The 26,491-nt window shown below is 62.5% G+C and carries 29 protein-coding genes; 10 read left to right on the top strand and 19 right to left on the bottom strand.

Features of this window, described 5'->3' with window-relative positions; genetic code table 11:
• Positions 1-21 precede the first annotated feature (21 nt).
• Positions 22-2,142: a sensor domain-containing phosphodiesterase gene (locus BAU07_RS06330; protein ID WP_066655075.1), complete on the top strand. Its 2,121-nt coding sequence runs from the start codon at positions 22-24 to the stop codon at positions 2,140-2,142.
• A gap of 16 nt (positions 2,143-2,158) precedes the next feature.
• Here BAU07_RS06330 and BAU07_RS06325 read toward each other — a convergent pair whose 3' ends face one another.
• Positions 2,159-2,455: a hypothetical protein gene (locus BAU07_RS06325; protein ID WP_066655073.1), complete on the bottom strand. Its 297-nt coding sequence runs from the start codon at positions 2,453-2,455 to the stop codon at positions 2,159-2,161.
• A gap of 429 nt (positions 2,456-2,884) precedes the next feature.
• Here BAU07_RS06325 and BAU07_RS06320 point away from each other — a divergent pair, with 429 nt between their 5' ends.
• Entirely contained in the window at positions 2,885-3,517 is a 633-nt protein-coding gene (locus BAU07_RS06320; protein WP_084025420.1) for an RNA polymerase sigma factor, read from the top strand.
• A gap of 62 nt (positions 3,518-3,579) precedes the next feature.
• Here the strand turns inward: BAU07_RS06320 and sctC are convergent, their stop codons facing one another.
• The 18 genes from sctC to BAU07_RS06230 form a co-directional block, all read right to left on the bottom strand.
• On the bottom strand, positions 3,580-5,373 hold the full coding sequence (gene sctC, locus BAU07_RS06315) for a type III secretion system outer membrane ring subunit SctC (RefSeq protein WP_269465835.1): 1,794 nt from the start codon (positions 5,371-5,373) through the stop codon (positions 3,580-3,582).
• 23 nt (positions 5,374-5,396) lie between these two features.
• Positions 5,397-6,467 carry a type III secretion system export apparatus subunit SctU gene (sctU, locus tag BAU07_RS06310; RefSeq protein ID WP_066655065.1) on the bottom strand — a complete coding sequence of 357 codons (1,071 nt, stop codon included), beginning with the start codon at positions 6,465-6,467 and terminating at the stop codon, positions 5,397-5,399.
• Positions 6,464-7,264: a type III secretion system export apparatus subunit SctT gene (gene sctT, locus BAU07_RS06305; RefSeq protein ID WP_066655063.1), complete on the bottom strand. Its 801-nt coding sequence runs from the start codon at positions 7,262-7,264 to the stop codon at positions 6,464-6,466. The genes sctU and sctT overlap by 4 nt, the downstream gene beginning before the upstream one ends.
• 15 nt (positions 7,265-7,279) lie before the next feature.
• Complete coding sequence (gene sctS, locus BAU07_RS06300; RefSeq protein ID WP_066655061.1) at positions 7,280-7,546, bottom strand: type III secretion system export apparatus subunit SctS; 267 nt, start codon at positions 7,544-7,546, stop codon at positions 7,280-7,282.
• 11 nt (positions 7,547-7,557) lie between these two features.
• Positions 7,558-8,226, bottom strand: coding sequence for a type III secretion system export apparatus subunit SctR (gene sctR, locus BAU07_RS06295; protein WP_084026022.1), 669 nt, complete (start codon positions 8,224-8,226; stop codon positions 7,558-7,560).
• The gene (gene sctQ / locus BAU07_RS06290; protein WP_066655057.1) at positions 8,223-9,461 is read right to left on the bottom strand and encodes a type III secretion system cytoplasmic ring protein SctQ; all 1,239 of its coding nucleotides are present in this window, start codon (positions 9,459-9,461) and stop codon (positions 8,223-8,225) included. The genes sctR and sctQ overlap by 4 nt, the downstream gene beginning before the upstream one ends.
• Positions 9,458-10,192 (bottom strand): hypothetical protein, encoded by a 735-nt coding sequence (locus tag BAU07_RS06285; RefSeq protein ID WP_066655055.1) that lies wholly within the window; start codon positions 10,190-10,192, stop codon positions 9,458-9,460. Before BAU07_RS06285 ends, sctQ begins: the two co-directional genes overlap by 4 nt.
• Complete coding sequence (sctO, locus tag BAU07_RS06280) at positions 10,189-10,671, bottom strand: type III secretion system stalk subunit SctO (protein ID WP_066655051.1); 483 nt, start codon at positions 10,669-10,671, stop codon at positions 10,189-10,191. The genes BAU07_RS06285 and sctO overlap by 4 nt, the downstream gene beginning before the upstream one ends.
• Positions 10,668-11,990 (bottom strand): type III secretion system ATPase SctN, encoded by a 1,323-nt coding sequence (gene sctN / locus BAU07_RS06275; protein WP_066655050.1) that lies wholly within the window; start codon positions 11,988-11,990, stop codon positions 10,668-10,670. Before sctN ends, sctO begins: the two co-directional genes overlap by 4 nt.
• Complete coding sequence (locus BAU07_RS06270) at positions 11,983-12,648, bottom strand: HrpE/YscL family type III secretion apparatus protein (protein ID WP_084025418.1); 666 nt, start codon at positions 12,646-12,648, stop codon at positions 11,983-11,985. The genes sctN and BAU07_RS06270 overlap by 8 nt, the downstream gene beginning before the upstream one ends.
• A complete protein-coding gene (locus BAU07_RS06265) occupies positions 12,632-13,267 on the bottom strand; it encodes a SctK family type III secretion system sorting platform protein (RefSeq protein ID WP_066655049.1) in 636 nt (211 codons plus the stop codon). The genes BAU07_RS06270 and BAU07_RS06265 overlap by 17 nt, the downstream gene beginning before the upstream one ends.
• Before the next feature lie 5 nt (positions 13,268-13,272).
• Positions 13,273-14,142: a type III secretion system inner membrane ring lipoprotein SctJ gene (gene sctJ / locus BAU07_RS06260; protein ID WP_157122040.1), complete on the bottom strand. Its 870-nt coding sequence runs from the start codon at positions 14,140-14,142 to the stop codon at positions 13,273-13,275.
• 16 nt (positions 14,143-14,158) lie between these two features.
• Positions 14,159-14,575, bottom strand: a complete 417-nt coding sequence (locus BAU07_RS27075; protein WP_157122037.1) for a hypothetical protein — start codon at positions 14,573-14,575, stop codon at positions 14,159-14,161.
• 62 nt (positions 14,576-14,637) lie between these two features.
• The gene (locus tag BAU07_RS06250; RefSeq protein ID WP_157122034.1) at positions 14,638-15,096 is read right to left on the bottom strand and encodes a tetratricopeptide repeat protein; all 459 of its coding nucleotides are present in this window, start codon (positions 15,094-15,096) and stop codon (positions 14,638-14,640) included.
• A 20-nt stretch (positions 15,097-15,116) separates the two neighbouring features.
• On the bottom strand, positions 15,117-16,325 hold the full coding sequence (locus BAU07_RS06245) for a hypothetical protein (protein WP_066655045.1): 1,209 nt from the start codon (positions 16,323-16,325) through the stop codon (positions 15,117-15,119).
• 32 nt (positions 16,326-16,357) lie between these two features.
• Positions 16,358-17,158: a hypothetical protein gene (locus BAU07_RS06240; RefSeq protein WP_066655044.1), complete on the bottom strand. Its 801-nt coding sequence runs from the start codon at positions 17,156-17,158 to the stop codon at positions 16,358-16,360.
• Between the two features lie 118 nt (positions 17,159-17,276).
• The gene (locus BAU07_RS06235; RefSeq protein ID WP_198168877.1) at positions 17,277-17,735 is read right to left on the bottom strand and encodes a SycD/LcrH family type III secretion system chaperone; all 459 of its coding nucleotides are present in this window, start codon (positions 17,733-17,735) and stop codon (positions 17,277-17,279) included.
• Positions 17,736-17,886: 151 nt separating this feature from the next.
• On the bottom strand, positions 17,887-18,639 hold the full coding sequence (locus BAU07_RS06230; RefSeq protein WP_066655042.1) for a hypothetical protein: 753 nt from the start codon (positions 18,637-18,639) through the stop codon (positions 17,887-17,889).
• Positions 18,640-18,921: 282 nt separating this feature from the next.
• On the opposite strand from BAU07_RS06230, the gene BAU07_RS06225 reads away from it, so the two are divergent.
• From BAU07_RS06225 to BAU07_RS06190, 8 genes are all read left to right on the top strand, one after another.
• On the top strand, positions 18,922-19,326 hold the full coding sequence (locus BAU07_RS06225) for a hypothetical protein (RefSeq protein WP_066655041.1): 405 nt from the start codon (positions 18,922-18,924) through the stop codon (positions 19,324-19,326).
• Between the two features lie 41 nt (positions 19,327-19,367).
• Positions 19,368-19,685: a hypothetical protein gene (locus tag BAU07_RS06220; protein ID WP_157122032.1), complete on the top strand. Its 318-nt coding sequence runs from the start codon at positions 19,368-19,370 to the stop codon at positions 19,683-19,685.
• A gap of 27 nt (positions 19,686-19,712) precedes the next feature.
• A complete protein-coding gene (gene sctV / locus BAU07_RS06215; protein ID WP_066655039.1) occupies positions 19,713-21,803 on the top strand; it encodes a type III secretion system export apparatus subunit SctV in 2,091 nt (696 codons plus the stop codon).
• A gap of 34 nt (positions 21,804-21,837) precedes the next feature.
• Positions 21,838-23,139 (top strand): type III secretion system inner membrane ring subunit SctD, encoded by a 1,302-nt coding sequence (gene sctD / locus BAU07_RS06210; protein ID WP_084025412.1) that lies wholly within the window; start codon positions 21,838-21,840, stop codon positions 23,137-23,139.
• Between the two features lie 39 nt (positions 23,140-23,178).
• On the top strand, positions 23,179-23,457 hold the full coding sequence (locus BAU07_RS06205) for a hypothetical protein (protein ID WP_157122029.1): 279 nt from the start codon (positions 23,179-23,181) through the stop codon (positions 23,455-23,457).
• Between the two features lie 7 nt (positions 23,458-23,464).
• Positions 23,465-23,695 carry a hypothetical protein gene (locus BAU07_RS06200; protein ID WP_066655033.1) on the top strand — a complete coding sequence of 77 codons (231 nt, stop codon included), beginning with the start codon at positions 23,465-23,467 and terminating at the stop codon, positions 23,693-23,695.
• Positions 23,696-24,394: 699 nt separating this feature from the next.
• Complete coding sequence (locus BAU07_RS06195; RefSeq protein WP_066655031.1) at positions 24,395-25,270, top strand: response regulator transcription factor; 876 nt, start codon at positions 24,395-24,397, stop codon at positions 25,268-25,270.
• 133 nt (positions 25,271-25,403) lie between these two features.
• On the top strand, positions 25,404-26,321 hold the full coding sequence (locus tag BAU07_RS06190) for a response regulator transcription factor (RefSeq protein ID WP_157122023.1): 918 nt from the start codon (positions 25,404-25,406) through the stop codon (positions 26,319-26,321).
• The last annotated feature ends 170 nt before the right edge of the window (positions 26,322-26,491 follow it).

The raw sequence follows: 26,491 nt of genomic DNA, 5'->3' as shown, positions 1-26,491 counted from the left end.
TTCGCACCCAGCATGAGCGCCATGCCTCATTCCAACATCGGCTCTGAAGAACCGCCCATTCCGCTCAGCGTGCTGGGCATGGAAGCCGGTGAAGTTGTACCCGGCATGCAGGAACTCTGCCGCCTTACAGGCGTTTTTTTTGGGGTGTCGATGTTTGCGGTAACGTGGCTGCGGGACACTGTGCCGACCACGATATGGTCCAACGGACTCGACACGGAAACGGCCGAAAAACTCGCGCGATGGAGCCATCCTGCACTGCATTGTGCGCAGGTGGTGGTGATGAATACCGGCGCAGCCCTCTGTCCGTCCCGTGCCGGTTCCGACGAGCCGGGCATAGGCTTTTTTGCGGCGGCGCCACTGAGCCTGGCCGACGGCTCGCGCGTGGGCGCCCTCTGCATCGCCGACACGGAAGGCCGCGCGTTCTCCGAGGAGGACGGCGGGCGATTGCAGGACTTCGCCGCAGTCGCCAGCGAGGCCCTGCGCGGTCGCAAGACCCTGGCGGATGTGCGTCGCCGGGAACAATTGCTGGCGCGTGCCTTCCGGCTGGCGAAGGTCGGCGGCTGGGAATACAACGTGGCCACCGGTCAGTTGATGCTCAGTGAACAAGTGCTGGACATCTATGGCATGGATTCGTCCACGCAGCCCAGCCTGGATACCATCATGCGCCGCATCTATCCGGGCGACACCCTAATCGATACCCGGGAGGACTTCGCCCGGCTCATACGCGAAGGCAAGGGCTACGATTCCCGCCGGCGCATACAGCGGCTGGACGGCTCCTCGCGCTGGATACATGTGCTGGCCGAGCCGGAGTTCCACGACGGCAAGGTGGTTCGGGTACACGGCCTGGTCGAGGACATTACCGACGAGGTGGAGTCGCAACGACGGTTCCATGAACTCGCATATACGGACAAACTGACCGGTTTGCCGAACAGGGGCGCCTTCCTGCTCGAACTGGGACGGCATTTTGGGCGCCGCGACCGCATTGTTCTTACCGCCATCGACATCGACGGTTTCAAGGACGTCAATGACACCATTGGTCATCATGCCGGCGACCAACTGCTTACCGAGATCGGTCGCCGCATCACAGCCTATTTCCCCGTCGGCACCTTCGTCGCTCGCGTCGGCAGCAACGAGTTCACCGTCATCGCGGCCACCAACGACGCATTGATGGAAAGCATGGTGGAACAGGTCGACGAACTGCGGCTGCAACTCAAAGAGCCGGTGCACTATGCCGAGCATGCGCTCTCGGTGTCCGTGAGCATCGGGCTGTGCGAGGCGCCCGCCCAGGCCGCCGATGCCGACCAGTTGGTGCGCAGCACCGATATCGCCCTCTATCAGGCCAAGAAATCGGGAGGCGACCGGACCGTCGTGTTCGAACCCGATATGCGCAACAAGCTGCAGGAACGCGTACAGCTCCTGCGCGACGTGCGCCGCGGCATCGAGCGCCAGGAATTCATCCTCTATTACCAACCCATCTACGATATGCAGACGCAGGTGCTGTCGGGCTTCGAGGCACTGATGCGCTGGTCGCGGCCGGAAAAGGGTATCTTGCCCCCCAGCCATTTCAGCGCGGCGTTCGATGACCAGGTGCTGGCGCCGCAGTTGGGCGACGAAGCCTTGCGTGGCGCCTTCGCCCAGATGCGCACGTGGATGGATAAAGGTTTCGACTTCAAGCGGGTATCGGTCAATGTCGCCGCGGCGCAGTTCTACCCCGTAGACTTGGCCGCCCATATCCTGGGCCTGCTCGGTGAGTACGGTTTGAGTCCGGCACAGCTCAACCTGGAAATCACGGAAAGCGTCTACCTTGGGCAGGGCGCCGATGCGGTGGAAGACGCCCTGCGGGTATTGCATGACGCCGGCGTCGGCATCGCACTGGATGACTTCGGCACGGGGTACGCGTCGCTGTCGCAGCTCCAGCGCTTTCCCATCGATTCACTGAAAATCGATAAGTCTTTCGTGCAAAACCCCGATGCCGGTTCCATCGTGGATGCGATCATCGCGCTGGGCACGAGCCTGAACATGCAGACCGTAGCCGAAGGCGTGGAATCGCACGCCCATGTCGACATGCTGCTGAAGCGGGGGTGCCGTTACGGGCAAGGCTATTACCTGGGCAAGCCGATGCCCGCCGAGTTCTATGCGTGAGCCGGCGCATCGGGCCTCAGTCCGGTCGCGGGGATTCATCGACTGGCGCGCGGACCTCATCCTCTTCATCCCAGGCCGCGTAGCTGCTGTGGTCGTATAGCGCTGCCAGCGCCATCGATCGTCTCCACAACGCTTCTTCCACGCTTCTCTTGGCAGCCTCGATGGTGAAAGCGATGCCATTCTCGTGTGACGTCTGCCACCAATAGCCCATGTCGCGGATATTGTCGAACCAGTCGATCCTGCCATGGGTCTTGCCCGCCATATCGATGTAGCTCCACGACGAAATATTCGATACCCAATACATCGCCTTCATACTCGTGCACCTCGCCGCGTTTTTCCTCTCGCCCTTTTCGCAAAGGGCACTCGCGCGGGGGAATGGCCAGTCTGATGGAGGGAGGACACCAGGGATGAAGCCGCCGTATACGCGCGAGGCCGAGCGGCATTGTGGGCGGAGGCCGGGGCAGTGCCCATGCGACAAATCTGAGCGCCCGGCCCCAAGCGGAACCCCGCTGTGAAATTTCTCACACAAGACGTATTCGCAAGAGCCAAGAAATAAGCGTTCTCGCCTCGTTCAAGTAAATAATCAGACTGACTCTTGGCTCCCTCGATACACGGATTTTCCAAGGCAATACAGCGCCGTTAAACCGACGTTGAATGCCTCTGGATATCAGCGTCCGCAATTCGTGCGGCGGCATTGGGTATTGCGCCATACTGGTCCTCACCATGACCTTTTGGCTTCTCCATGCAATATCTCCATGACGACCATCAGGGCACCCCGGCGGCCCCGCCCCTTCCCTATGATGCAGCGGATACCACGGCGTCGGCCAGTGCCAGCCTCGCTGCCGCCACGGCGGCACGCGACCTTGTTTTTCGCGACTTGGTACAAAAACACTCCACCCGACTGCATCGATTCATCATCAAGCACATCGGCAATTGCCCTGAAGCAGAAGACCTCACGCAACAAGCGTTTCTCGAAGCGGCCAAGTCGTACCATAGCTTCCGAGGCGAATCACAGTTGTCCACATGGCTATACGGGATCGCGCTGAATCTGGTTCGCAACTATCTTTCGCGCGCTCCAGAATGCCGCTACTTTTTCGTCGGTGAAGACGCTTTGTGCGGCCATGCCTCGCCGGAACTCACGCCGGACGATGTCGCAGAACAAAACCAGACCTTGCGCCTGCTCGAAGAGTCTCTTGCCGAACTTCCCGAGAACATGCGTAGCATTCTGTTGATGATGGGTCTGAACGACCTCACTTATGAAGAAGCCGCGAGCCGACTGACCGTGCCCGTCGGTACGGTAAGAAGCCGGCTGTCGCGCGCCCGGGCCGCCCTGCGTACCAAGCTGCAGACCAAAGGCCTGCACCTGGACGCCTAGGCTACTGGTCGGTGCCGCCGCGTGGTGCGGCGCCCGCATGCGCCTTTCGCCACAATGGACCTTTATTGCCGTACCCGTGTAGCCTGCGGAGCCACCATGTGCAGGTCCGGCCCGAAGTTCTCCATATAGGCCGTCGGCCGTTCCCCCCCTCTCCACGTGGCGCCGAACAGGTCGCCCCACCTCTGCAGCGATTGGGGAATCAGCGGCGCGCCATTCACCTGGACGACCCGGGGGCGGATCATGAACATCCGCTCCCAACGCTTGGTCGTTTTCTTCTTGTGCGAGAACAGCACGCCAATTCCTGGGATATCGCCCAGGATCGGCACCTTGTTGACCGCGTCTCCGTCCGTGCTGCTGTTATATCCGCCAATCACCAATGCCTGGCCGTCGCCCACCAGCGCCAAGGTGCTGATCGTCGTCTTGTTTACCTGTGGCAAACCTTCGATGTAACTGTCTTCGCTCAGGCCGCCATCTTCGATATCGACTGTCAATTCGACCTGCGGCCCATCCTTGCCGTCGATATAGCGCGGCGTCACGCGCAGCGAGGTACCCACGGTGTAAGGTTGCGTGTACGCCACGCGCTCCCCCGTAGTCTTGATGAAGAATGTCCGGCTGAGGTCTATCAGCGCGCCCATATTGTCGGCCGTCAGGATGGATGGCCGGGAGAGGATGTTGGCATCATCGTTATTCTGCAGCGCCATCAAGCGCGCGATAAGGACGTCGCCGACGCCCAGTCCTATCATCCCAGGCGTGAGACTGTCGCCACGATCGGCCGGCTTGGGATTGGGGTAGCCATATCCGAAATCGGTATTGCCGGCACTGGCGCCCCACCGGACCCCAAGTTCCTTGGTGACGTTCGCCTTGACATCAACGATCATCGCTTCGATCTCGATCAGCGTGCTGGGAACATCCAGCTGCTGGATCAACGCCCGATACACCGGGATTCGCTCCGGAATGTCCTGCACGATGATGGCGTTCAGCCGTGGGTCCGACTGCACTGTCGCCTGACGCCGGCGCAGACCGTCCGCAAACGTTGGGGAGCGCGGCGGCGCGTCGGTGCGGTCGCTGGCATTGGCTGGAATCGCCGGTGCGCCGCCCGTTGCGGCCCCTTCTCCGTACATCGGCGACCTGTCGCGCAGCGGCGCCGCCAGGGATGCAAGCACCCCATTCCCAGGGCCGGGGCCACTTCCCTCAATGAGATTGCGCAATACGGTGGCCAGCCCCGGCGTGGTTACGGCCTGGTCACGATATCGAACGACACGATCATTGACCGATGCATATTTGAGCCGGAAGACCGCGACCTCCTGCCGTCCCGCCGTGGGCGGGAGGGCCTTGATGGTCCTCTCGATCAAATCGACATACTGCGGCGGGCCGGAGACCAGGGCGAGCCCCTGGTCAGGCAGTTCGCCCCAACCGAAGCGGTCATCGATAACGCCAAGCTTGTCCAGCGCCTGCCGCAGGCCAGCAATGGCACCATTGCCAACGCTGATGGTCTTGGTCACCATCGCGCTCGCCGGGCTGACAAAGAGCGTACCGGCGTAGACAAACCACGTTAATCCATACACGCCGGCCAGCTTGTCCATGAACTCGGTGGGCGTGGCCGCCGTGAACTTCCCGTTCACGACGCCCGCCACACCGCCGCCCAGGTGCAGCGACAGGCTGAACCCGCTGGCGAAGCGCTGCAAAACGTCCTCCAGCGTCTCCTGGTTTGCGAAGTAGGTGTAGGGCGCCATCGGCCAGGATGGCGCCGCGTCGACGTTCGTCAATATCGTCAGGGCTGCCGCGGTGACCACCAAACGCAGTACCGCCCTCCTGATATCGGTGCGAGGTCGAGTAAAAATGGTCATGCGTTTCATGGTGTCCAGAAGGTTCGTCATAGTCATTGGAAATCGGGCGGCACGGTCGTGCCTTCCAGCGCGAAGTCGCGCACCGCCCGCAGCACGTGCGCCACGGGAACGACGAGCTCGCTGGGGATGTAGTCGTTCTCGCGTGCGTCGGCCAACAGCGCTCGGGCCAAGGGCACATCGCGCATCACTGGCACGCCAAGCCGGCGCGCCATATCTATCATCTGCAAGGCCACGCCATCACAGCCCTTCGCGATCACGATCGGTAGCGGCGTCGTCGCGGGGTCGTAGCGCAAGGCCACGGCAACATGAGTTGGATTTACGACCAGGGCCGAGGCCTTGCGCACGGCAGATACCGCGCCGCTGGTGGCCATTTCCTGATGCAAGCGCTTGCGTGTCTGCTTGACCTCAGGTTGGCCCTCCATGTCCTTTTGTTCACGCGTCACTTCCTGCTTGGTCATCATCAGTCGGCGGTGCCGCTGCCAGCGCTGCCATCCCATATCGAATAAGGCGATAAGCAGGCAGAAAACGGCGGTATACAGCAGAAGCATCTGAAACAACGCGCCCATGACGGCGAGCATGCCATCCATGCCGGCATGCACGGCCTGCACCAGTGGATCGAGCCCCTGGCGCAACAACAGCACGGTCAACAGCGAAAAGCACACCATCTTCACCGCCGACTTCAGTACCTCCATCAGGTTTTTTGCCGAAAAAATGTTCTTGACGTTCGACACGACGTCCAGCTTCTTGCCGGATGGCTTGACCTTTTCCACCGCGATGACCAACCCGATCTGCACGAACTCCACGAACGCGCCGAACCCCAGGACGATAAGCAGCAACGGCCATATCACATCCACTGCCGCATCCATGGCCTGGTCCCCGGCCAGCCTTAACGCATGCGGGAAGTCGAGCTCGGCGAGGTTGGCCGGAACGAGCAACAGGCGCTCGAGATCCTGCACGATGTTGCGTCCGTCCCAAAGCACGTAGCAGAGCATCGCCAGTGTCAACATGGTCTGGCTGAAGTCGCGACTGTACGGAACGTCCCCCTTCTTGCGCGAGTCCTGCAACTTCTTGGGAGTCGGCTTCTCTGTTTTTTCGCCGCTCACCGGATTCGCCAGAAGTACGTCAGGACGGGAAGCGCCTCCCGGATGCGGTGGGTTTCCCCCGCCGCGTGCTGAAACAAGACGCCCACATAGAGCACGAGCACGAATAGGGCCAGTCCCGTCTTGATCGGCATGGCCAGGAAGAACACCTGCAATTGCGGCGTGAAGCGACTGGCCAATGCCAGCCCGCATTCGGCGAGCAGCATTATGACGACGACTGGCGCCGAGAACAGCAAGACGAGACGCATGAGTTTGTCGAGCTGCGAAAGAAGAAATGGAATGGCATCCTGATGCAGCGTCGGCCACCATTGCCACGGATCCCATACCCGGAAACTGTCATAGAGCAGGGAAAGCATGAGGGTAAGGCCACCACTGCCAACAAAAAACACGCCATAGGCGAGCTGCAAGAGAATCGCGATGGGCGTCGAGTCGGCCCCCATCGTCGGATTCAGTATGGCACCCATGCTGGCGCCGCGTTGATAATCAATGACGGTACCCACTGCCTCGACTGCCCAAAACGGAATCGCCACGAAGAATCCCAGGACCAAACCGATAAAGGCTTCCTTCGCCACCAGTAGCATCAGGCCGAAGATGGATAGCTCGGCGACCGCGGTGGAGGAGAACACTGCCGGAACGACAAGCAGCCCGAAGGAAAGGGTGAGCGCCCCGCGCAATCTGCCGGGCAGCAATTGTTTACTGAAGACCGGCAACATCAGGCACAGGACCACTATCCGCGGCTGGACGAGGACCAGGGTCAGCAGCCATTCCCTTATCGCGGCGTAGGTGCCGGTCGTAGTCATGGAGTTCCCCTGTCCCTAACGGATGCCACGAAGGACCCCGAATATCGACAAGGAATAGTGATAGATCTCTGCGCCTATCCACCCTGCGGCCAGCAACAAGGTCACGAAAACCGCCAGCAGCTTGATGGCGAACGACAACGTTTGCTCCTGGATCTGCGTCAGTGCCTGGAATAGCGAAAACAGGGTGCCCACGACCGACGCAACGACCAAGGGCGGCAGGGAAAGCCAGAAGACCAGATACAAGGCCTGCTTCAGGTAAGAGACCAGTTCGTCAACGCTCATGGTTCCGCTGCTTAGACATAGGAGAGGACCAGGCCCTGGATCAGCTTGGTCCAGCCATCCACCATGACGAAGAGGAAGAGCTTGAGCGGGATCGCGATGGTTACCGGCGACACCATCATCATGCCCATGGCCAGGAGGATATTGGAGACGATCAGGTCGATGATGATGAAAGGCAGATACAGGAGGAAGCCGACCTGGAATGCCGCATTCAACTGGGCGACCATGAAGGACGGGATCAGTATCAAGAGGTTATCTTCCTGCAATCCACGGGCGGCATCTTCGCCCCATAGCGCTGTGGCGTTGTCGATGAAGAACCGGCGCTGCGCGGGAGTGCTGTGCTTCAGCATGAAGGCCCGCATGGGCCCCAGCCCCCGGTCCACGGCCGCCAGCAGGTCGTCGAAGCGCTGCTCGGGCGCTTGCACCGCGCTCACCGCGGGATAGGCCTGCCTGACCTGTTCGACCACGTTACCCAGTACCGGCGCCATGACATACGCGGACAGGATCAGGGCCAGGCCGTTCAGTGCCATATTCGGCGGAACCTGCTGCACCCCGATAGCGTTGCGCAACAGCGCCAGAACGACAGAAATCTTCAGGAACGATGTCGTCATGACGATGGCAATAGGCAATAGCGCAATACACGCCACCACGACGATCAAGCTGACTGGATCGATTCCGCTCAGCGGCATGGCGCGGGTCGATCCAGATTGATGGTGTGAATACGGGCTCCGACCCGCCCGTCAATATCGACGAGCTCAGCGGTGCCGACCAGGGCACCGTTCGCCCGGACATACACCGGACCGGCATCGAGCCTGCGCTGCAGATCGAAAATCTCTCCAGGCCGCAGGCGCCGCAGTTCACTGAGTGTCAGCATCTGCTCGCCAAGATCGAAGCTGAGCTTGACCGTCAGCCTGTCCACATCCAGGCCGCCCGCGGGATCGCCCGCGCTGGCGTTCGCCTCCGAATCCGTGGGTGTCAGGCTTTGCTCCTCGGGGATCCCCCCGGCGTCCCAGGCCACGCGCGTAGCCACGAGCTCCTTCGACGGCATGCCGGCGTACCCGCCAGCCTCGGCGGCGTCGTCCTTGAATGTATCGCCCAACGTATCATCCATAACCAGCAAGCTCCATTCTTGTGTCACGACATAGCGGGAGTGGCCTTCCCCGCGGCAGGGCCGCACTCCCAACGCCTGGCCGTCCAGCGTGGTCAGCCAGACCCCGCCATCCGGGGCGACGAGGTTGTGGTCGAAAAGCAGGATGTCCCCCGGCGAGAGGGTCCGAATCGTCATCACCGGAATCTCTGCTTCACCGGCACGGGCGCGCACGGCGATGGGGATATGGTCGGGGCACTGTGCCGCGCGGCGAGGCGGCCAACGACGCAATGCATCGGCAAGCGATTGCAGCGCCGCATCATCGGCCGCGAGATGCGCGACGATCGTCCGCATCGTGCGCGGTTCATGCAGGGTCAGCCGCCAGACATGGACGCACGTTGGCACGGCGGCCCCGGTCACGGGCGGCACGACCTTTATGCCCGCGGACAGCTCTTCCATCCCGAGTACACCCAGGACGTCGCGGGCCATGGCCTCCATCGCGGCATCGAGAAACTCCTCGGGCAATTCACCGATATCCAGGTCGGGCAAACGCGCGGCCAGCCAGGCGTTGCACGCATGTGCCGGCACCCGCAACGACAGCGACGTATCCATCCAGTCGAACCACACCACGCGCCCTGGCGCCTCGCCCGGCGCCGCCGGGCCGCACGGTGCCAGGCTGAATTGCCATGTGGCAGCCGGCATATCCCCACTGCCCTGCGCCGGCAGCACCGCCTCCTGGTCGGCGCCGTGCCGGGCGAGAATGCTCAGCGCCTGTACCTGCCCGGCCGGAACACGCGCAAGCCTCGGCGAGCGCGGGATGGATTCGGTCACGGACGTCCTCCACGATCATCCGTGTTGCCGGACGAGGAAGGCGCATCGGCCGTTACCTCGACAAGCGCCCGCTCTTCCTGTCCAGGTACGGCCACCCTTAACAACACATCACGGGACAGTTCAGCCGCGACGCGGCGCGCAATCGGCCCGGCACCGTGGCAAAGCCGCAGCTGCGTGCCGGCATGCATACTGACAAAGACGACGGCAAGACGCCCCTCGTCCTCGTACACCGACAGCTGCGTGCCGGGCAGCACGTCGTTATCCAGGGTCATCCGTACCCCGCGTCCACCGCATTGCTGGCTCTGGACACAGACGCGCACGACGATGCCGCCGACAGCGTGTACCCCGGGCGCGCCCGCGGCGTCGGCATGACTGCCCGCGCGCGGGCCATCGCCGTGCCGGTCAGTTTGGCGGGGCGGGCCGACGCCGGCGCCGTCCATGCCTTCACTGCTGTTCTTCGCCGTACCGCCGTTGCGGCCGTGCCGGCCACGCCCATCGCTACCGTGCTCTGCCCCGCCGGCCTCTTCGCCGGCCGGCCATGCATGCGGACCCGCATCCAGGATAGACCTGAACAAGACGGTGTCCGCACGGGACGGCTGGTCGCGGCTCTGCAGCACGGCCGGCAACGCCGCGCGCAGCACAAAGCGCGCGGCGCGCTCATGCGCCAGGACCGCCGCCCTGGACAGACCGGCTGTGGGAGGAGTCGTGCCGGCCTGGACGAGTTTATTCATAGCGCGGACCTCCCGTGCCGCAGTGTGGCGATTTCGTCGAGCTCGTCGTCCGCACGCAGCGCGTCGGCGCGCGCGCATGCCGACGCATAGACGTTCAGTACCTTGATGGACTTCTGGGTCGCCCGTGAGGCCCTCGCGCTGGCCTGGCGCCCCTGGCGCAGTCCGTCCAAGGCCTTGTCCCAGGCCCGACGGGCGCTCTCCAGGCTGCGCTCCAGGGCGCGCGACCGCTGGCGCAAGGCATCCACTTTCTGCATGGCGCGCTCGACGGCCCGCCGATCCACGGCCTGGCCGAACAGCCCGGCGTAGATGGCCGCCTGCTCCTCTTCCGCCTGGCCCCGCCAATCATCGAGCTGGCGCTCCGCGCGTGCCACATCCGCCTGTGCCTGCGAGCACGCGCATTGCAAGGGCACCAGCGCGCGCAGCGCCTTGTCCTGCCGCAAACGACGTAGTGCCACGAGGGCCGACCGTACCTCGCTCATGTGTTCACCAGGCCTATCATGCGTTGCACCGTGTCCTCGAAACCGCCGTGGTCCTGCTCTGCCTGTCGCAGGAACTGCCGTATGTCGCCCATCTTGCGCACGGCCTCATCACCCATTGGGTCGTTGCCCGGTTGGTATTCGCCGATATTGAGCAGCAATTCGATCTCCGCATACTTCGCCATCAGCTCGCGTATTCGGCCCGCTGCATGAGCGTGTTCGGTGGAAACCACCTGGTTCATTACCCGGCTGGCCGAGGCCAGCACGTCGACCGCCGGATAGTGGTTCTCCGCGGCCAGTTTGCGCGACAGCACGACGTGACCATCCAATATCGACCGCACCTCGTCGGCCACGGGCTCGGTCATGTCATCGCCTTCCACCAGGACTGTGTAGAAAGCCGTGATGGATCCGCGGTTGCTCATGCCGGTGCGCTCCAGCAGGCGCGGCAGCACGGCGAACACGGAGGGTGGGAAACCGCGCCGCGTGGGCGGCTCTCCCGCCGCAAGCCCGATCTCGCGTTGCGCCCGCGCGAACCGGGTGACCGAATCCATGACCAGCAATACGCGCATGCCCTGATCCCGGAAATACTCCGCGATCGCCGTCGCGACGAATGCAGCCTTGACACGCTCCATCGCGGATTTGTCGCTGGTTGCGCATACCACGACGCTTTTTCGCAGGTTGTGCTCGCCCAGCTGCCGCTGGAGGAACTCGCCAACTTCGCGCCCACGCTCGCCGATGAGCGCGACCACGCACACGTCGACGTTGGCGCCGCCGACGAGCATACCCATCAGCGTCGACTTGCCCCCGCCTGCTGCCGCGAAGATTCCCAGCCGTTGTCCCTCGCCGCAGGTGAGCAGCCCATCGATGACGCGGATGCCCAGGTCCAGGGGATGCTCGATAGGTCTTCGATGCAAGGGGTGCGGCGCCGTACCGAGCACAGGATAGGTGTGCACGCTCACCAGCGGCCCACGCGCCGACTCGTCAAGTGGACGCCCCAGTCCGTCCAGCACACGGCCCAGCAGTTGCGGACCGACGGGGACCGTCAAGACGCCCGCGCTGGGCAAGACCTCCGTCTGTGTAGAGATCCCGCGTGTGTCGCCGAGGGGGGTAAGGAGGGCAGCGTCATCGGCGAAGCCGACGACCTCGGCCAGCACGTGTTCGTGATCGCCAGGGCTCTTCAGCGTGCAAAGCTGGCCGACGCGCGCGTCGGGAACGGCGGCGCGTATGATGGTTCCGGTCACCTGCGTCACCCGACCCACCAGGGATACAGGCCGCACATCGCGCAGGCGGGCCTGCAGCCCCGGGACGATGTGGTCAAACATCGGCGTCCGCCCCGGACGATGTGGAGGTCGGCGGCGGGGACGCCTGCTGCAAAGCGGACTGCATCGCCCTGACCTGTTCGGCCAGGCTGGTCTCCACAACGCCTATCGGTGATTCGATCCGGCACGCGCCGCGGGCGTAGCGATCGTCCGCAGCCACGTCGATGTCCCCCATGCCGGGATACGCAGAACGCAGCGTATCCATGTGTTCCCGCACCACTGCGGCATCCTCGGGATGGACGCGAAGCAATACATGCTTCTGCCTCCGGACCAGGGCCAATCCACTGCGCACCACTGCAAGGACGCGCTCACGGCTATCGAAGTCTGCGACGATCTTGCGCACTGACGTGAGCACGAGGTCGGCAATATCATGCTCAAGGCCGCGCAGGTAGGCATCTGTTTGCTCGGCGAGCCGGATCATGGCCGCCGCCTGCTCGTTTCGCGCCCTTGTGGTGCCTTCGGCATACCCCCGCTCGCATTCTCGCCGGTATGCGGCTTCGGCGTCGGCACGGATACGCCCGGCCCGAGCGCGCGCGACGTCGAGCAGCCCCTGTGCATCGACAACCGCCGCGTAGTCGGCGGCGCGCACGACTTTCCCCAGGGCGCTGATCCGAAGCGGCTCCGCGGGGTCGTCGCCTGGCGGGCTAGTCAGGAATGACATCTACGTACCTGTCCGTCATCAGCGCCGTGGCCAGTGACATCGCGACTTCATATTGCACCGGGACGCTGTCGGTCCTCCGAACGGGCAGCTTCAGCATGAAGCGGCGCGCGATCTCCGGTGGCACGGCAACAGAGATCGCGTACAGCGCGCCATATCCCAGGTCGTCGATCGTTTCGCGGGCCTCTGAGGCGTGGCTGAACGGATCGCCCGGGATGCCCGGGTACATCCCGGCACATTCCCGCGCCAACCGCAGCGTGTTCGCACCCAGTTCGGTCTGCAAGGCCCGGACCTCTGCACCCGAAATGGCATAGCGCAGGCGCGGGGCGCACAGCACCGCACCGATCCGTCGCGCCAGCGCCGACAACGCATGGCGCGGCAGTACCGCCAGGTCCAGGTGAGCGTCGCCCAGGTCCGTGACGGGACGATCCCACAGTTGCTCGCGCTGCAGGATTCGACGCGACCAATGCCGATGCCATGTACCGGCACGGTCCGGCATCGCGGTCAATGCCCTTTCGAACGCCTCGGACTGATAGTGGGCATACCGGGTCGGATGCAAGGTACGGCTGGGCAGGAAGTTGAACATCACCAGACGGCGATCGACGACAGACGGTAGCGGCATGGATTTCAAGCTTGCTCGAACCGGTCGGCATGTCGGGGCGCGCCCTCGGAATTGTGTGGGGCGGACGCCACACGCCGGCGGCGCCATGCCCAGATCCCAGCCCCTGCCGCCACGCATAGCAGCGCGATGCCGGCCGCCAGCCATACCGTCCATCGTCCATTCGCGGCCGGGGCGCGCGTCTGGCTGTCCCGCGGGGATGCAATGGATGTCGTGGTCACAACCGCGGGCCCGCTCGTGCGATACGCCGCGATCAGCACCACCGACACCCTATCCTCGCTCAAGTCCGGAATGGCGTGCGCGACGAGCGTCCTGATCTGCGGCCGCAACAGATCAAGGTTGTAGTCGGACTGGTGCTTGATGAACACCGCGGCGCTGGCTGGGGTCTTGATCGCCTTGGCCGGGTCTTGATCGGGCAGGACGACGTGTACCCGTGCCACCAGCACCCCGTCCATCTTGCTCAGGGTGTTTTCCAGTTCCTGGGACAGTGCATACAGGTAGCGCGCCCGCTCCTCCAGGGGCGACGAGATCATGCCTTCCTTGTGGAAGATGCGCCCCATGCCTTCGAACCGCTCTCGCGGCAGGCCGCGCCGGCGCAAGGCCTCCAGGGCTCGCGCCACGTCCGATTCGCTTACCGATATCGCAATGCCCGATTTCTTCGCGAGCTTCTCCGCGCGGATGTCCGACTCCAGCAAGGCGGCGAGGACCTCGTTCGCTTCGCTCTCGGTCGATGAGGAAAAAAGCTCGACGCGGGCAGAACAGGCGACAAGCAGCAGCAGGACTGGCAGCAGCGCTGCGCACCTCCAAAGGGCACGACGATGCAGCGCCCTTCCGAACTGTCGTATCTTGGTACCGGATGGGAGCAACCGGCGGGACATCCGCGTCACGATCACATCAGCCCTTGGCCAAGGTTTCTACGGTATAGGCACACTTGCCAGCGCACTTGCTCGCCAGGTCCGCATTGACGGAGAGTTTGCTTACGTCCTCCTGCCACTCCATCATGTTCTTCATGAATTCGGCACTGCCGAAGCGCATGGTCTGGAGTTCCTGCCCGCGCAGGCCTGCCCGCTGCCAAGTCGTCGATATGGCCCCCGCTACGTTGCGCACCGCCTGAACGAGCAAGTCCTTAGGCGAGACCGCGCTGCTTGCGTCAGCACCACTGGCTGCGTTGACGGTGGACGACGGATCGCCGGCCGGCGCCGGGCGCATCGAGGCACGAAGCCAGTCCACGTCGGATGGATCAGGCACGCGGGTAGGCATATCGGCCCGCGCATGGCGCGGAATTGTGGAAGAGATTGGCGCAAGCTTCAAACTAAACTCCTATATGACTCAACGCGCCGCGTTCCGGCGTTTCCATCATTCGACCAGACCGGCTATTCCTTGCCCGATTGCGCCAGGCCGCGTGCCCACTCTGCTGCCGCGCCCCCTTGCGCGATGGCGTCGGAGAACATGCGATCTGCGGCTGAACGATGTCCGCTATCGCGCAAGGCGATAGCCGAACACACCGTGACCAGGCCACGCTCGGCGCTTGTGGTTGCATCGATGCGATCGAGTAGCGCGGCCGCCTCCATGGACTTGCCGCAGATCGTCCATACCAGCGCAAGTCCGATCTGGACGTGGGGATTCCCAGGGCAAAGCAGCAGCAGGGATTGGAAGATGGTTTCGGCGGGGCGCAGCCGGCCAGCGAAGGCGCCAATGAAGGCAATCTCCGCCAACCGACGGGTGGTATCCGCGTTCCACAGCCGGCCTTCCGGTGAAGGTGTCCGCGACGACACAGGCACGCCATCACGCGCCCGGGGCGATTCGACGGACCGTGTCTTGATTGTGTTCATTGCACCGGCACCGGAGAGCATCACGCTGCGATGGGTATGGACGCCTGCTCGGTCAGGAAGCCGATGTAGCTTCCCAACAAGTCGACGGACTGCTTGAAGTTATTGGTGATGTCCTCGAGTCCGCGCTTGATATCGTCCTGCACCTGAGCGAGCTCATCGCGGGCCATGTTCAGAACTTTCTGTATTAGTTTCTGCGCGGAGTCCGCCATGTCCACGTCATAACGGGCGAAAGCCAAGTCCATACTGGACGCAGCCTGCGTCACCCCCAACACGCCAGATACCAGGCTGCTTCCGATCGACACATAACGGGCCGCGTTAACGAGTTCCGACGCATGCAGCCCCACCGTGCCGACGGCGCCGACGCCCGCGGTCGCGACAATCGAAATGGCCACCGTTCCGACCATGCCGACCACCGTGCCGGCCAGTTCTATCTTTTCCGCCGTACTCTTGTCGGCGCCCAGCAGCTCTGCGCCGCCACACCACAGCTTGCCCACAGCAGAGGGGTCCAGCAGGAACGTCAGAGACGCGACCATCAAGCCGCCGCCGATCAGGTTGCCCCACTTCTCTGCCGCGGTCTTGGGCATGTCCAGGGCACACAAGACTTTCGTAACGAGGCCACAGAATGACTTCGCGAGGTGGACGCCCGCGCTGGACAACACCGATCCGGCAAAGCCAATGACGGCCACGGCCAACAAGCCTGCGGTGGCCCCCGCCGTGGCGAAGGTCAGGATGCCGGCGGCCACCACGCCAAGTCCGGAAAGAACCGGGCCAAGATGTTTGCCCAGCCAGCCGAAGAATCCGGATACCTCGCTGCGCTTCTGCAGCTCGTCGCACCGTGCCTTGAAGTCGGCAATCTTCTCCCGTTGGACAGCCACATAACTATCCACCCGCAGTTTGGTATTGGTATACATCTCCGAGGTCTTGGACGAGAACCTGGCTTCATTCGCCCTTTCCAGCATGGCCTGCATCCGGCCCACCAGGCTTCCAATATCCATAACCATCAAGGGCGCATCGAGTACGGGTGCACCATTCTTGTCGCACACGCGGTCCCTTCCGTCACCCGTGTTCGCCGGTGCGCCATAGGCAACTGCCGAAGCCGGTGACTGGGGAATCGAGCCTGTGCCGGAGGACGCGGACGCGGGACGTTCGGTCGCCGAGCCCGCGTTCCCCTGCGGCAGCACCGCGCTCCGGCCATGCGTGGCGCCGCCGACATAAATGTTCTGCGTCATACCTGTCTTCCTGTGAGCTGCATGGATTCCCCCTACACCAAGACGTTACGCGCGTTCACGCGTTCGATCTCGACCAGGAGCTGGTTCACGTCATCATTGGCCTTGCGCGCCGCAGACAAGTCACTGCGCCTGCGCTGCGCCATGTCCGCTGACATTTGCGCGTTACCGTCACTCATTTGCCCTCCGAGATCGGCGGCTTTCCGGTTGACGTCGTGCGACGTTGCGAAAACGTCCCCCACTGACTGTGAGAACCGTCCCGTGGAATCCCCCAACTGCCGCGCCGCCTCGCTCTTGAAGCGCAGCGTATTGGCGGAATCAGACAGCTTCGTCGCGCGTTCGACGGCCGCATCGAAGCCATCCCGCGCGTTCTCCAGTCGCAGGCTGGCTGCGCCCCGGTCGGCCTGCGTTCCGGCGTTTTCCATCGCACTGGTCGCCCCTTTCAGCTCCGTCTTGGCTTGCCTTTGCAAGTCGACTGCCTTCAGGCTTTTCGTGGATGCGCGGGCCGCTCCGGCCACCTGCACTGCACTGCCAGCCATGGAGACCGCCAACGCCGCGACGCCGGTCCACAAGCGAGTCCAGGCGGCCGCCTTCTCTTCGCCATAGCTGGTCGCCGCGGCCGACAACCTGCTTTTCCGATTCATCTGCATATTTCGCAGGTCCTCCGCTAGCTGCTCGGAGGCTACTTCCATAGCTTCTTCGCCAACGATACGCTGGGCTTTCGCAATGATCGCGGCCATGGAAGCCGACGCCCCGCCTTCCATGGCCGCGCCGTCGAAGCCATGGGCTGGCGCCATCTGTGCGCCCGAGCCCACCTGCAATGCCGATATCGCCATAAAGTTCTCCCTTCTTTCTAGAGTAAAGAATCAACCATGCAGAATTCGCGTTGTGCGCAGCTTCGATGACACGGCTCGAGCTGCCGCTTTATGGGTGTCCCAGCCACATCCGCGCGACTCATTCCCTTTCGCGCCGAAGTAATTCGACCTGGCGCTGACAGTGACTCCTGACAGCTCCCTGGCTCACGTCGTGACACAAGGAAATGGCCAGTTCGAAGGCCTCCGCTGCGTCGGACCGCCTTCCCATCGCAAGCATGCATGTCCCCGCATGCATCACCGATTGGGGCTCGCCAGGATTCATGGCCGCGATCACGGTATACATTTGCAAGGCAAGCTCGTGTTCAGCCAGCATCTGGGTTGCCGCAGCCAAGGCTTTGATGTAGCGAGGATCCGTGTGGTCATAAAGGACCAGTTGCGCGAACAGGGATCTCGCCTGCTGATACTGTCCTTGTGCGTAGAGCGCGTGCCCCGCGGCATAGAGCGCCTCGCGCAAGTCGGCCGTCATTCCGAATTCGGGTCCGAATGGCTCGCCACATGCGAACAGGGACCGCAGCGTGGTGAGCAGATCAGTGTCCACATCCGTGCTCATGCCGCCCCCGTACACCCTGCGACGATCGCAGCGACGGCCCTACCCTGGTCAACCGCGGTCGCCGATGGTGCCCCACCACTGGGGATATCTCTTCGCTGATCGCGCATAACCAGACAAAGCCCACAGGACCGACGCAACATCACAGCGGTCCCGAGTTCCGGGCGACAGTCATTTCCAGCGAGCCCTGGGCCTTCACGATGTTCGAGACCATGGTTTCGCTTGCCTGGAACTTCCCGAGGATCTGGTTGATTTCGGAAGACTTCATGCCCTGTTCGGTGACCAATGCATCGGAACTTCCCGACAGGTCCGCCTGCAGACCTTCCAGATCGGACTTGGTGTAGTTCAGGTCGATCTCCGGTCGTCCCAGTTCTTTCAGCGCTGCATTGAGCGCCTTGTACGCCGGGTCCTCGGCCGTGATCTTGTCCGCCAGCTTGGGGTTGGGATTGTCTTCGTCCTTGCCGGGCAACAGCTTGCCAAGCAGTTTGGTCAACGCGGACTTCGCCGCCGTGTACTGCTTGATCTGTTTTACCTGTTCCTCGGCAGTGCGCGTTGCCTGCTCGGCCATTGCTCCATACAGTCCTTGCTGGACCTTCAGCAGCCGCATGACCGCGGCGTAGATTTCCCCGAATGATCTCGTGCGTGAGCCGTCGTCTTCCTGGCCTTCTGCATCCTTGATCTTGCGGTCGAGATCGTCGCCCTCTGCGTTCAGACGCTTGACCTCGGCATCGAGCGCACTGGCACGCCCTACCGGCTCGTCGCCGGAAGAGCCACCGAAGTTCGTGAACTTGTCGTAGATTTCCTGCGTCCCATACTCCGCAGCAGGGCCGTCCAGGATTGGATCGATGATGTTTCGCGCTTGCGGACTGCCACCAGGCACCACCAGACCAGTCATGCTTATATCCTTTTGCAAATTCGCGAGTCGACACGACCGACTCGCGAGGTAGGTGTCCCGGCGACGAATCGCGTTCCGCGATTTTGAACCGCGCGTTCAACACTTGATCTTATTTTTTGATCGGCAGGGAACCTTCCCGAAAGGCCGGCCACTACGATTGCCCGCTTTGCGCTGGATGCCTGGGCTGACTGCACCCGGCCCGCCGTTAGAACCCGGTCGCCGTCTCCAGGCATGGTCCGGAGACGTTGCATCCGACCAGCGCCGCGCACCAAGGAATCAGTAATGTCCATGCCGCTCGTCAATGCCACCAACGCCGTCCGCAGCCCGCAACCGGTGACGGACGGTGGCCCCTCCCTTTTTCCAGACAGGGCCTCCCTCAAAGGGCCGTCGCGCGGGAAACGCGCACCGGATGCGCCCGTGCCCGGCGCGCTCGCCGAATTCCTTGACCGCTATTGCATGGAAATCCGCATGTACGCGGACCTCGAACCCCAGGCGCACATGACCATTCTGCAGGACGCGGCGTTATGCGACGCGGTCTACCGACGCTCATGCAATGCGCTTCGCAATGCGGCCACGGAGGGGCAAGATGGCCAGCGGCTGTTCGCCGCCGCATTGGATGTCTTGGAGCGCGTCTCGGCGCTCAGATACCACGCGAAGGTCATGCGTAACACGCTGCGGCAAGGATGATGTCCAGGCCGCAGTCCGTTCTCCCGGCGGAGACCGTTCAATTGCTTCAGGTATTGGGCTTCCTATACCTGCAGAGCAACCGGGCGCATGAAGCCGCGGTGCTGCTGGAGGCCGCGGCGCACACCGGCCTATGCCAGGGCCGTGCAGCGATACTGCTGGCGCTGGCGCAACTTCGGTCCAATGCTCCGGAGCGCGCCTTGTCGACGCTGGACGACGCCGGGCCCGACGCCACGGCACGGCCCGCATACGGCATCGCGCGCGCACAAGTGCTATCCGCGCTTGGCCGCACTATCGAGGCGCGCCAGGTCTTGAGCGCCGCTTCCGGCTGCTTACCGTCCAAGCAGCTGCATGGCCGATAGGCAACATGCATCTTTCAGGCTGTACCCATGCAAGCGCTTCGACGCATTATCACCGCCGCCCTCGGACGGAACGACATCCTGCTGGCCGCCACGGTCATGGCCATCGTCTTCATGATGATCCTGCCTATGCCGACGGCCATCATGGATATGCTGATCGGCACCAACATCACGGTGTCATGTGTGCTGTTGATGGTGGCCATCTATCTTCCTTCTCCGCTGTCCTTTTCGTCGTTTCCCGCCGTCCTTCTTATCTCGACCTTGTTTCGCCTCGGAATCTCGGTATCCACGACGCGCCTTATTCTGCTGGACGGCGACGCCGGCCATATCATCGAGACATTCGGAAACTTCGTGGTGGGCGGCAACCTCGTGGTTGGACTGGTTGTATTTCTCATACTGACCGTCGTCCAGTTCATCGTTATCACCAAGGGATCTGAACGCGTGGCCGAGGTGGCCGCCCGCTTCTCCCTCGATGGCATGCCCGGCAAGCAGATGTCTATCGACGCCGATCTACGGGCCGGCGCCATTCAGATGGACGAAGCCCGTCGCAGGCGGTCCATCGTCGAGAAAGAAAGCCAGTTGTACGGCGCCATGGACGGCGCGATGAAGTTCGTCAAGGGCGATGCGATCGCGGGATTGATCATCGCGGCGGTCAACCTTCTGGGCGGGTTGTTTATCGGCACAGTCCAGCGCGGCATGTCCATGGGCGACGCCGCAACGACGTATTCCATCCTGAGCATCGGAGACGGTCTCATTTCGCAGATACCGGCCCTGCTCACCGCGATATGCGCCGGTATCATCGTGACCCGTGTCCCGACTGGCGACAAACCATCCAACGTTGGCAACGACATCGGCGCTCAAGTCACCGCTCACCCCCGTGCGCTCAGTATCGCCGCCGTCGTCGCTGTCGGCATGGGCCTCATTCCAGGCATGCCGACCCTCGTTTTCCTGACCCTCGGTACGGGGCTGGGCGCTCTGGGATTTGTCCTTATGCGTAATACGCGCGCCAAGCGCAAATCAGCTGCACCGGGATCGACCCTCGGGGACACTGGCGGCCATGCCGATGCCACGGACAGGCCGGCGCCTGGCGACGCCGGCTCTGCCTTTTCCCCTGCGGCTCCACTGGTATTGGAGGTCGCGCACGTATCCCTCGGATCCATAGGCGATCAAACCATCGCGGACGAGTTCCCTGCCGTGCGGTATGCGGCCTATCAAGACCTGGGCGTGCCGTTTCCGGACGTCCAACTGCGCGCCGCGAAGCACTTGCAGGAACATACCTATCAGATTCTGCTGTTCGAAGTGCCCATCGCACGCGGCGTATTGAGACCTGGATGGCTGCTGGTGCGCGAAGGACAGCGCAACCTCGAGGCGGCTGGAATACCGCATGAGCGCGACGTCGGCGCTCTGTCCAACGAATCGGCTTTCTGGGTCAGGCAGGAGCACGCTCCCACCATGACAAGCCTGGGCGTGCCGTATCTGGAGATGCACCAGGTGCCGAATTGGCATCTGTCCATTGTGCTGCGCAAGCACGCCTCGTATTTCCTCGGTATCCAGGAAACCCGGCTGCTTTTGACCGCGATGGAGGAAAAATTCCCTGAACTGGTCAAGGAGACGCAACGCGTGATGCCGATACAGAAGATCGCCGAGGTCCTCCAACGGCTCGTCTCCGAAGACATATCGATCCGCGACATGCGTGCCGTACTGGAGGCCCTGGTCGAATGGGCGCAGAAAGAGAAAGACACGGTGTTGTTGACCGAGTATGTGCGTATCGCGCTCAAACGCTATATCAGCCATAAATACTCGAACGGCCAGAACTTTCTTCCCGCCTACCTCCTGGCGCCGGACGTTGAGGATCTGGTACGCGACGCGATCCGGCAGACTGCGGCCGGGAGCTATCTGGCCATGGAGCCGGATCAATCCCAGGCCCTGCTCGACAGCATACAGCGCACGGTCGGGACGCTGAGCAGCACCGTGGCAAGGCCCGTCATGCTGACGTCAATGGATATCCGCCGATATGTGAGGAAGTTGATCGAGCAGGATATGGTGCACCTTCCCGTTCTGTCCTACCAGGAGCTGCTTCCCCAGATCAACGTGCAACCCCTCGCACGGGTGGATCTATGACTTGCGGCCGCGCGCCCTCTGAGCAGGCACCGTCATGAGCCAGACTCTGGAGCTCCGCGTGCTTACGGGCCTGCACCGCGGCGCACGGTGTCCGGTGCAGGACGGCGCCACCATAGGCTCGGACACCGAATGCGACATCGTGCTCGCCGACGCTGGAATTGCCGCGCACGCGGCGGCGATTCACATCGGCCCGGCTGCATGGTGCCTGCGGCCGGCCGGCGAAGAGACAGGCGCGGACACACCGTTGGCTTTCAATGCGGCAGGCCGGATCGGAACGGTCAGCTTGACAGTCTCAACCGTGGATACACCTTGGCCACAACATGTCGAGGCCACCTCGGCAGAGTCCTGCGCCAAGCAGGCCCGCAGCTCTGCCGACGACGGTCCACCGCCCAGGAGAGGCGGGCCGGACAATATGCCGCCCGGGCCGTTTCCGATGCGCGAAGGCAGGCGCACAGGAACGCTGTGGGCGGTCGCCGGTATCCTTGCCATCCTGGTATTCGGCGGCGTCGCGGTGGCTTCCTTTTCTCCGTCCGTTACGCCACGCCCCCTGCAGGGCGCGGCGCCGCCCAGCAGCGTCGCCGAGGCCTTGGACGCGACACGGCGTGCGCTGCGGCATCTGGGCCTGCAGGATCGCGTGTCGGCGTACCTGTCGGAAGATCAGCATGTGTGGGTGACGGGCTGGGTCCATGACGACGCCGAGCATGACCGACTCGCGGCCGCGCTGGCGTCGATATGGCCGGGCCCACTGCTGAAACTCGAGAACCAGGCGCGCGTACGTGACGAAATCGTATCGTTTGTGCGCGACCTCGACATCCGGGTCGCCGTCGATTATCAAGCCGCGGGGACTTTCACGGTACGAGGCATCGCCGCTTCCCAGGCGATCCGCGATGAAGCCGTCCAACGTTGGACATCTGCTATCGCAGGGTACGCTCCAGGCACGGCGCGGATCATGCTTGTGCCGGAGGTCGAAGCTGCTGTGCAAGCTGCGGCCTTGCGCGCCGATGTGGGAGAGATTTCCGTTGGATGGTCGGAGCAGAGAATCATCATCGGTACGACCGAGCTCGATGAAATGCGCAGGACGCGGCTGAACTCACTCGTCGAGACGCTGAACGACACCTATCTGAATGCGCTTGTCGTCACGAATACCGTTGAAGCACCGCCGTCTGCGCCGCCTTTCACCATCCATAGCGTCATCAGTGGCGACTCGCCATGGCTGATGCTGAGGGACGGAACAAAAGTCGTGATCGGTGGCACTTACGGCGGCTATCGCCTGACAGCTATCGAAGACGGCAGCATCACCTTTGAAGGTCCGCGCACGACCGTCATTCCTCGATAGAACCATACACTCCGCACATCCCATCATGCAGCCACTTTCATGAACTCAATGGCCCTTTCAACGGATCTGGCTATGGCCCTGACAGTGTTCGGCCACGATGCCACCCCCGAATCGCTCGCCAAGCTCGTCGCGCAGATGCAGCGCCTCGAACAGTCCGCGCAGGGTCTCATGCGTACCAGCTTGCCACCCGACGAATTCGCAGCTTTGCGCGCACTGTCGGATGCGGCGAGCGCAGCCCAGGATGTCCTGGCGCAGCGTGGCCCTGGCAGTGCGCGCGCGCGCAGCCCCGACTTCCACCTTGCTTCCACCACGAGGTAAAACCAGCATGACGATATCGCGTATACCCGACTCCGGATTCAGCCAGCTCATCAACGATACACGCAAGGCGGACGACATGTTCCAGCAGAACATGAATCTGGACGCTGTATCCGTACCGGACTATTTGGCCTACCAGGACATTGCCACGAGCGTACAGGTTCGCATGGGCTTGAAAACGACGGAGACCAAGTGGAAAGGCTCCGTGTGCAAGGAAGTCATCCGCAACTGCATTCCGTAATGACCGGGGCAGACGCATTCCTTAACCGCACCCCCTGACGCTCCCCTTGCGTGGCGGCGCGACGCCGCCGCCTATCGGGCCCCGGTTGCAAGATCGTCGAATCCTGCAACTGCCGCCCCGCCTCCCCTGGTATCGTCCTGGCGTTCCTGACGCCCACACGTACGCCTGCTGCCGTGCCCTCCCCTCTGAGTCCCGCAACGGCCATCCTGCCATGCGTCCCTCTGATAAACGGCCCAGGCAGGCACTGCCGCTGCGCTCCCGATAATAGGGATTCATATCTCAGTCGGTACAAATTATTCTGCTCAACTTAAATGCCCTCTTCTGGGAATAGCGAGATTTTCGGTGCTTGTCGAAAATCGAGCGCCGCGGCGCCGCCCAGAACCGCATAAGGTTTGTACCCATCCCGATACATTATCGCGCCGTACGGGCAATTAATTAGCACCGTGGAAATAGCTTACGTCTCTTTTACGGCGAAACGAACGGTTTCGTGTCGGCCGGCTGCAGAGAGGCATATTTGACTCCGACTCAATACAAATTCCGCATCGAATTGCCCTCGGATGTTCGATTTACACAAAAAAACTATAGTTATCATCCTTAGGCGGTAGAAATGTCGGTTCCAGTATGTTAATAATTGCTATACCAATGCACACCATAGTAACGGCGCTGTGACAGTGCATGCCTCTGGAGGAGGAGCAAATTATGGTGCTGAACAATACCGTTGAACGAAGCGGCCGGCTACTTTTGATCGATGACAGCCCGGCGGACCTCAGGCTCCTGGTACAGCTCTTGAGGCAGGAGAACTTCAAGCTAATGGTGGCCCTGAACGGGAAACAAGGCTACGAACGCGCGGTGGCGGACCCTCCGCCAGACGCCATACTCCTTGACGCATCGATGCCGCGGCTCGACGGGTATGCGACATGCCGGATGCTGAAGGAGAATCCGCGCACCGCCAACATCCCGGTGCTCTTCGTGACGGCGTCCGCGACATTGGACGAACGGCTGAAAGGATTCGGGGCGGGGGCTGTCGATTATGTGACCAAGCCGTACAGCCCGGATGATGTTCTGGCTCGTATCCGCGTCCAATTGCAGCGACGCCAAGGACCGCACGAGCCGGACGCCGGTGCGCAAATATCGCTGGCCGACAGCGCCCGTCACGACGGTAGACCGGGCCCCGGTCTTGGACCGCGCTCGCTGTCGATCTCAAACGAACATGCGATCGTCAACGCCACCACCCAGTACCTGTCTGAACATCTTTGCGACGCGCCCTCGCAAAAGCTGCTGGCCCGATTAATCGGGGTAAACGAAAAGCGCCTGACCAACGCCTTCCGGACGCTGCTCGGAAAAACGGTGCACGATTTTCTTCGCGACCAGCGTATGGATAAGGCAAGGACCTTGCTGCAGGACCGCTCCCTTACGGTGGCGGAAATCGCGGACCAATTAGGCTTTTCCAGCGCCGCGAATTTTGCATCAGCCTTCCGCCGTGAGCTGGGCTGCAGCCCGGTCGCCTTCAGGAGGGGGGTTGTGGGCGCCAACGGTATGCGGCTCGGCGCAGTTCAAGGCCGCCGGGACGATTGAAACTGCAATTTCAAAAATCCTTCGCGCAATTTCAAACGCCGCAGGATCCGCCACGCCTTAGGATAAAACCGACTTCGCACTCGCGCATGGCCCTGATGCGAATTCCCGGTGACCTAACCGCAAAGGACACGATGTGAACCTATCTTCCATGTCGCGGCCGACTCCCTCGGCCAAATCGCAGAATACAGAGGCTCGGACATCGTTGGAGCATGTCCAGCGCACCGTCAGCACTTTCCGGCGCCCTTCACACGTACTGGTCGTGTCGGACGACCCGCAAATGCTGCGCGCCACAGTCGATTTTCTGCGCAGCCAGTTGTTCCGCGTCACCCTGGCCTCCGGATGGCAAGGCTACTACCATGCCCAGGCCTGGCATCCGGACATCATCCTTCTGGATGCCGCGATGCGTGGCATGGATTCCTTCATGATGGGGCGACTGCTCATGCAAGCACCCGACACGAGTGCCATCCCGCTGATTTTCCTGCTTGATGAAGCGCGACAGAGTACAAGCAGCGAAGCCTTCGCGCTTGGTGCTGTCGATTGCATCACCAAGCCGCTTTATCCGGAAGAGCTGCTCGCCCGCATATCGGTGCACCTGCGTAATCGGCAGGGTCGAGTAATCGACGCAGGCTCCGCGGGCCACGCGGCGGCTGGCGATGATCACCTGCTACGCAATGCCCTCGCTGCGATCGCGCATGACGTTGGAGCCATACATACCGTCCGCCAGTTGGCACGCGAAGTGGGCACCAACGAGCGGAAGCTGTCGGCACTGTTCAAGGCGAAAATGGGAAAGTCCGCCCATAAAGTGATCTTTGGGCAGAAGATGGAAACGGCGCGCAGGTTATTGGCCGAAACCGGCATGCCGGTTCGGGATGTCGCCAACCACGTCGGTTTTCGCAGCGTTTGCAACTTTTCGGTCGCCTTTCACCGCGATCAGGGCATTACGCCCAGCGCTTACAGGCGCCGGTGCCGCACGGCGGCGCCGGAACAACCCTTCCCTTTCCAGGACGATGATGCCCATCCTGCGAACGCGGGCGATGGCGGAATGTCCTAGTGCAGCCAGGCGGCGGGCAGCTATCCGGCCCGCTCGGTTGGAGACAACCAAGAAACCCGTATTAACGAACCTTACACGGTACCGGGGTGACACTTATGGTTGCCACGCCAGCGAGTGTGGCGGCTTTTATGTCGCAGTGGCCAATGGCAGCCGCTTCGCATAGGGCGCAT

The organism is Bordetella flabilis (genome assembly GCF_001676725.1).
GTDB classification, from domain to species: Bacteria; Pseudomonadota; Gammaproteobacteria; order Burkholderiales; family Burkholderiaceae_B; genus Bordetella_C; species Bordetella_C flabilis.
The sequence above is the reverse complement of the archived record's forward strand: the minus strand, read 5'-3'. Positions and strand labels throughout refer to the sequence as shown.

What these genes read in the sequence shown, in the direction of transcription:
- BAU07_RS06330 (WP_066655075.1), top strand. Translation starts at nt 22, where the DNA reads ATGCCTCATTCCAACATCGGCTCTGAAGAACCGCCCATTCCGCTCAGC.
- BAU07_RS06325 (WP_066655073.1), bottom strand. Translation starts at nt 2,455, where the DNA reads ATGAAGGCGATGTATTGGGTATCGAATATTTCGTCGTGGAGCTACATC.
- BAU07_RS06320 (WP_084025420.1), top strand. Translation starts at nt 2,885, where the DNA reads ATGCAATATCTCCATGACGACCATCAGGGCACCCCGGCGGCCCCGCCC.
- sctC (WP_269465835.1), bottom strand. Translation starts at nt 5,373, where the DNA reads ATGAAACGCATGACCATTTTTACTCGACCTCGCACCGATATCAGGAGG.
- sctT (WP_066655063.1), bottom strand. Translation starts at nt 7,264, where the DNA reads ATGACTACGACCGGCACCTACGCCGCGATAAGGGAATGGCTGCTGACC.
- sctS (WP_066655061.1), bottom strand. Translation starts at nt 7,546, where the DNA reads ATGAGCGTTGACGAACTGGTCTCTTACCTGAAGCAGGCCTTGTATCTG.
- BAU07_RS06285 (WP_066655055.1), bottom strand. Translation starts at nt 10,192, where the DNA reads ATGAATAAACTCGTCCAGGCCGGCACGACTCCTCCCACAGCCGGTCTG.
- sctO (WP_066655051.1), bottom strand. Translation starts at nt 10,671, where the DNA reads ATGAGCGAGGTACGGTCGGCCCTCGTGGCACTACGTCGTTTGCGGCAG.
- sctN (WP_066655050.1), bottom strand. Translation starts at nt 11,990, where the DNA reads ATGTTTGACCACATCGTCCCGGGGCTGCAGGCCCGCCTGCGCGATGTG.
- BAU07_RS06270 (WP_084025418.1), bottom strand. Translation starts at nt 12,648, where the DNA reads ATGTCATTCCTGACTAGCCCGCCAGGCGACGACCCCGCGGAGCCGCTT.
- BAU07_RS06265 (WP_066655049.1), bottom strand. Translation starts at nt 13,267, where the DNA reads ATGCCGCTACCGTCTGTCGTCGATCGCCGTCTGGTGATGTTCAACTTC.
- sctJ (WP_157122040.1), bottom strand. Translation starts at nt 14,142, where the DNA reads ATGTCCCGCCGGTTGCTCCCATCCGGTACCAAGATACGACAGTTCGGA.
- BAU07_RS06250 (WP_157122034.1), bottom strand. Translation starts at nt 15,096, where the DNA reads ATGAACACAATCAAGACACGGTCCGTCGAATCGCCCCGGGCGCGTGAT.
- BAU07_RS06245 (WP_066655045.1), bottom strand. Translation starts at nt 16,325, where the DNA reads ATGACGCAGAACATTTATGTCGGCGGCGCCACGCATGGCCGGAGCGCG.
- BAU07_RS06240 (WP_066655044.1), bottom strand. Translation starts at nt 17,158, where the DNA reads ATGGCGATATCGGCATTGCAGGTGGGCTCGGGCGCACAGATGGCGCCA.
- BAU07_RS06230 (WP_066655042.1), bottom strand. Translation starts at nt 18,639, where the DNA reads ATGACTGGTCTGGTGGTGCCTGGTGGCAGTCCGCAAGCGCGAAACATC.
- BAU07_RS06225 (WP_066655041.1), top strand. Translation starts at nt 18,922, where the DNA reads ATGTCCATGCCGCTCGTCAATGCCACCAACGCCGTCCGCAGCCCGCAA.
- sctV (WP_066655039.1), top strand. Translation starts at nt 19,713, where the DNA reads ATGCAAGCGCTTCGACGCATTATCACCGCCGCCCTCGGACGGAACGAC.
- sctD (WP_084025412.1), top strand. Translation starts at nt 21,838, where the DNA reads ATGAGCCAGACTCTGGAGCTCCGCGTGCTTACGGGCCTGCACCGCGGC.
- BAU07_RS06205 (WP_157122029.1), top strand. Translation starts at nt 23,179, where the DNA reads ATGAACTCAATGGCCCTTTCAACGGATCTGGCTATGGCCCTGACAGTG.
- BAU07_RS06200 (WP_066655033.1), top strand. Translation starts at nt 23,465, where the DNA reads ATGACGATATCGCGTATACCCGACTCCGGATTCAGCCAGCTCATCAAC.
- BAU07_RS06195 (WP_066655031.1), top strand. Translation starts at nt 24,395, where the DNA reads ATGGTGCTGAACAATACCGTTGAACGAAGCGGCCGGCTACTTTTGATC.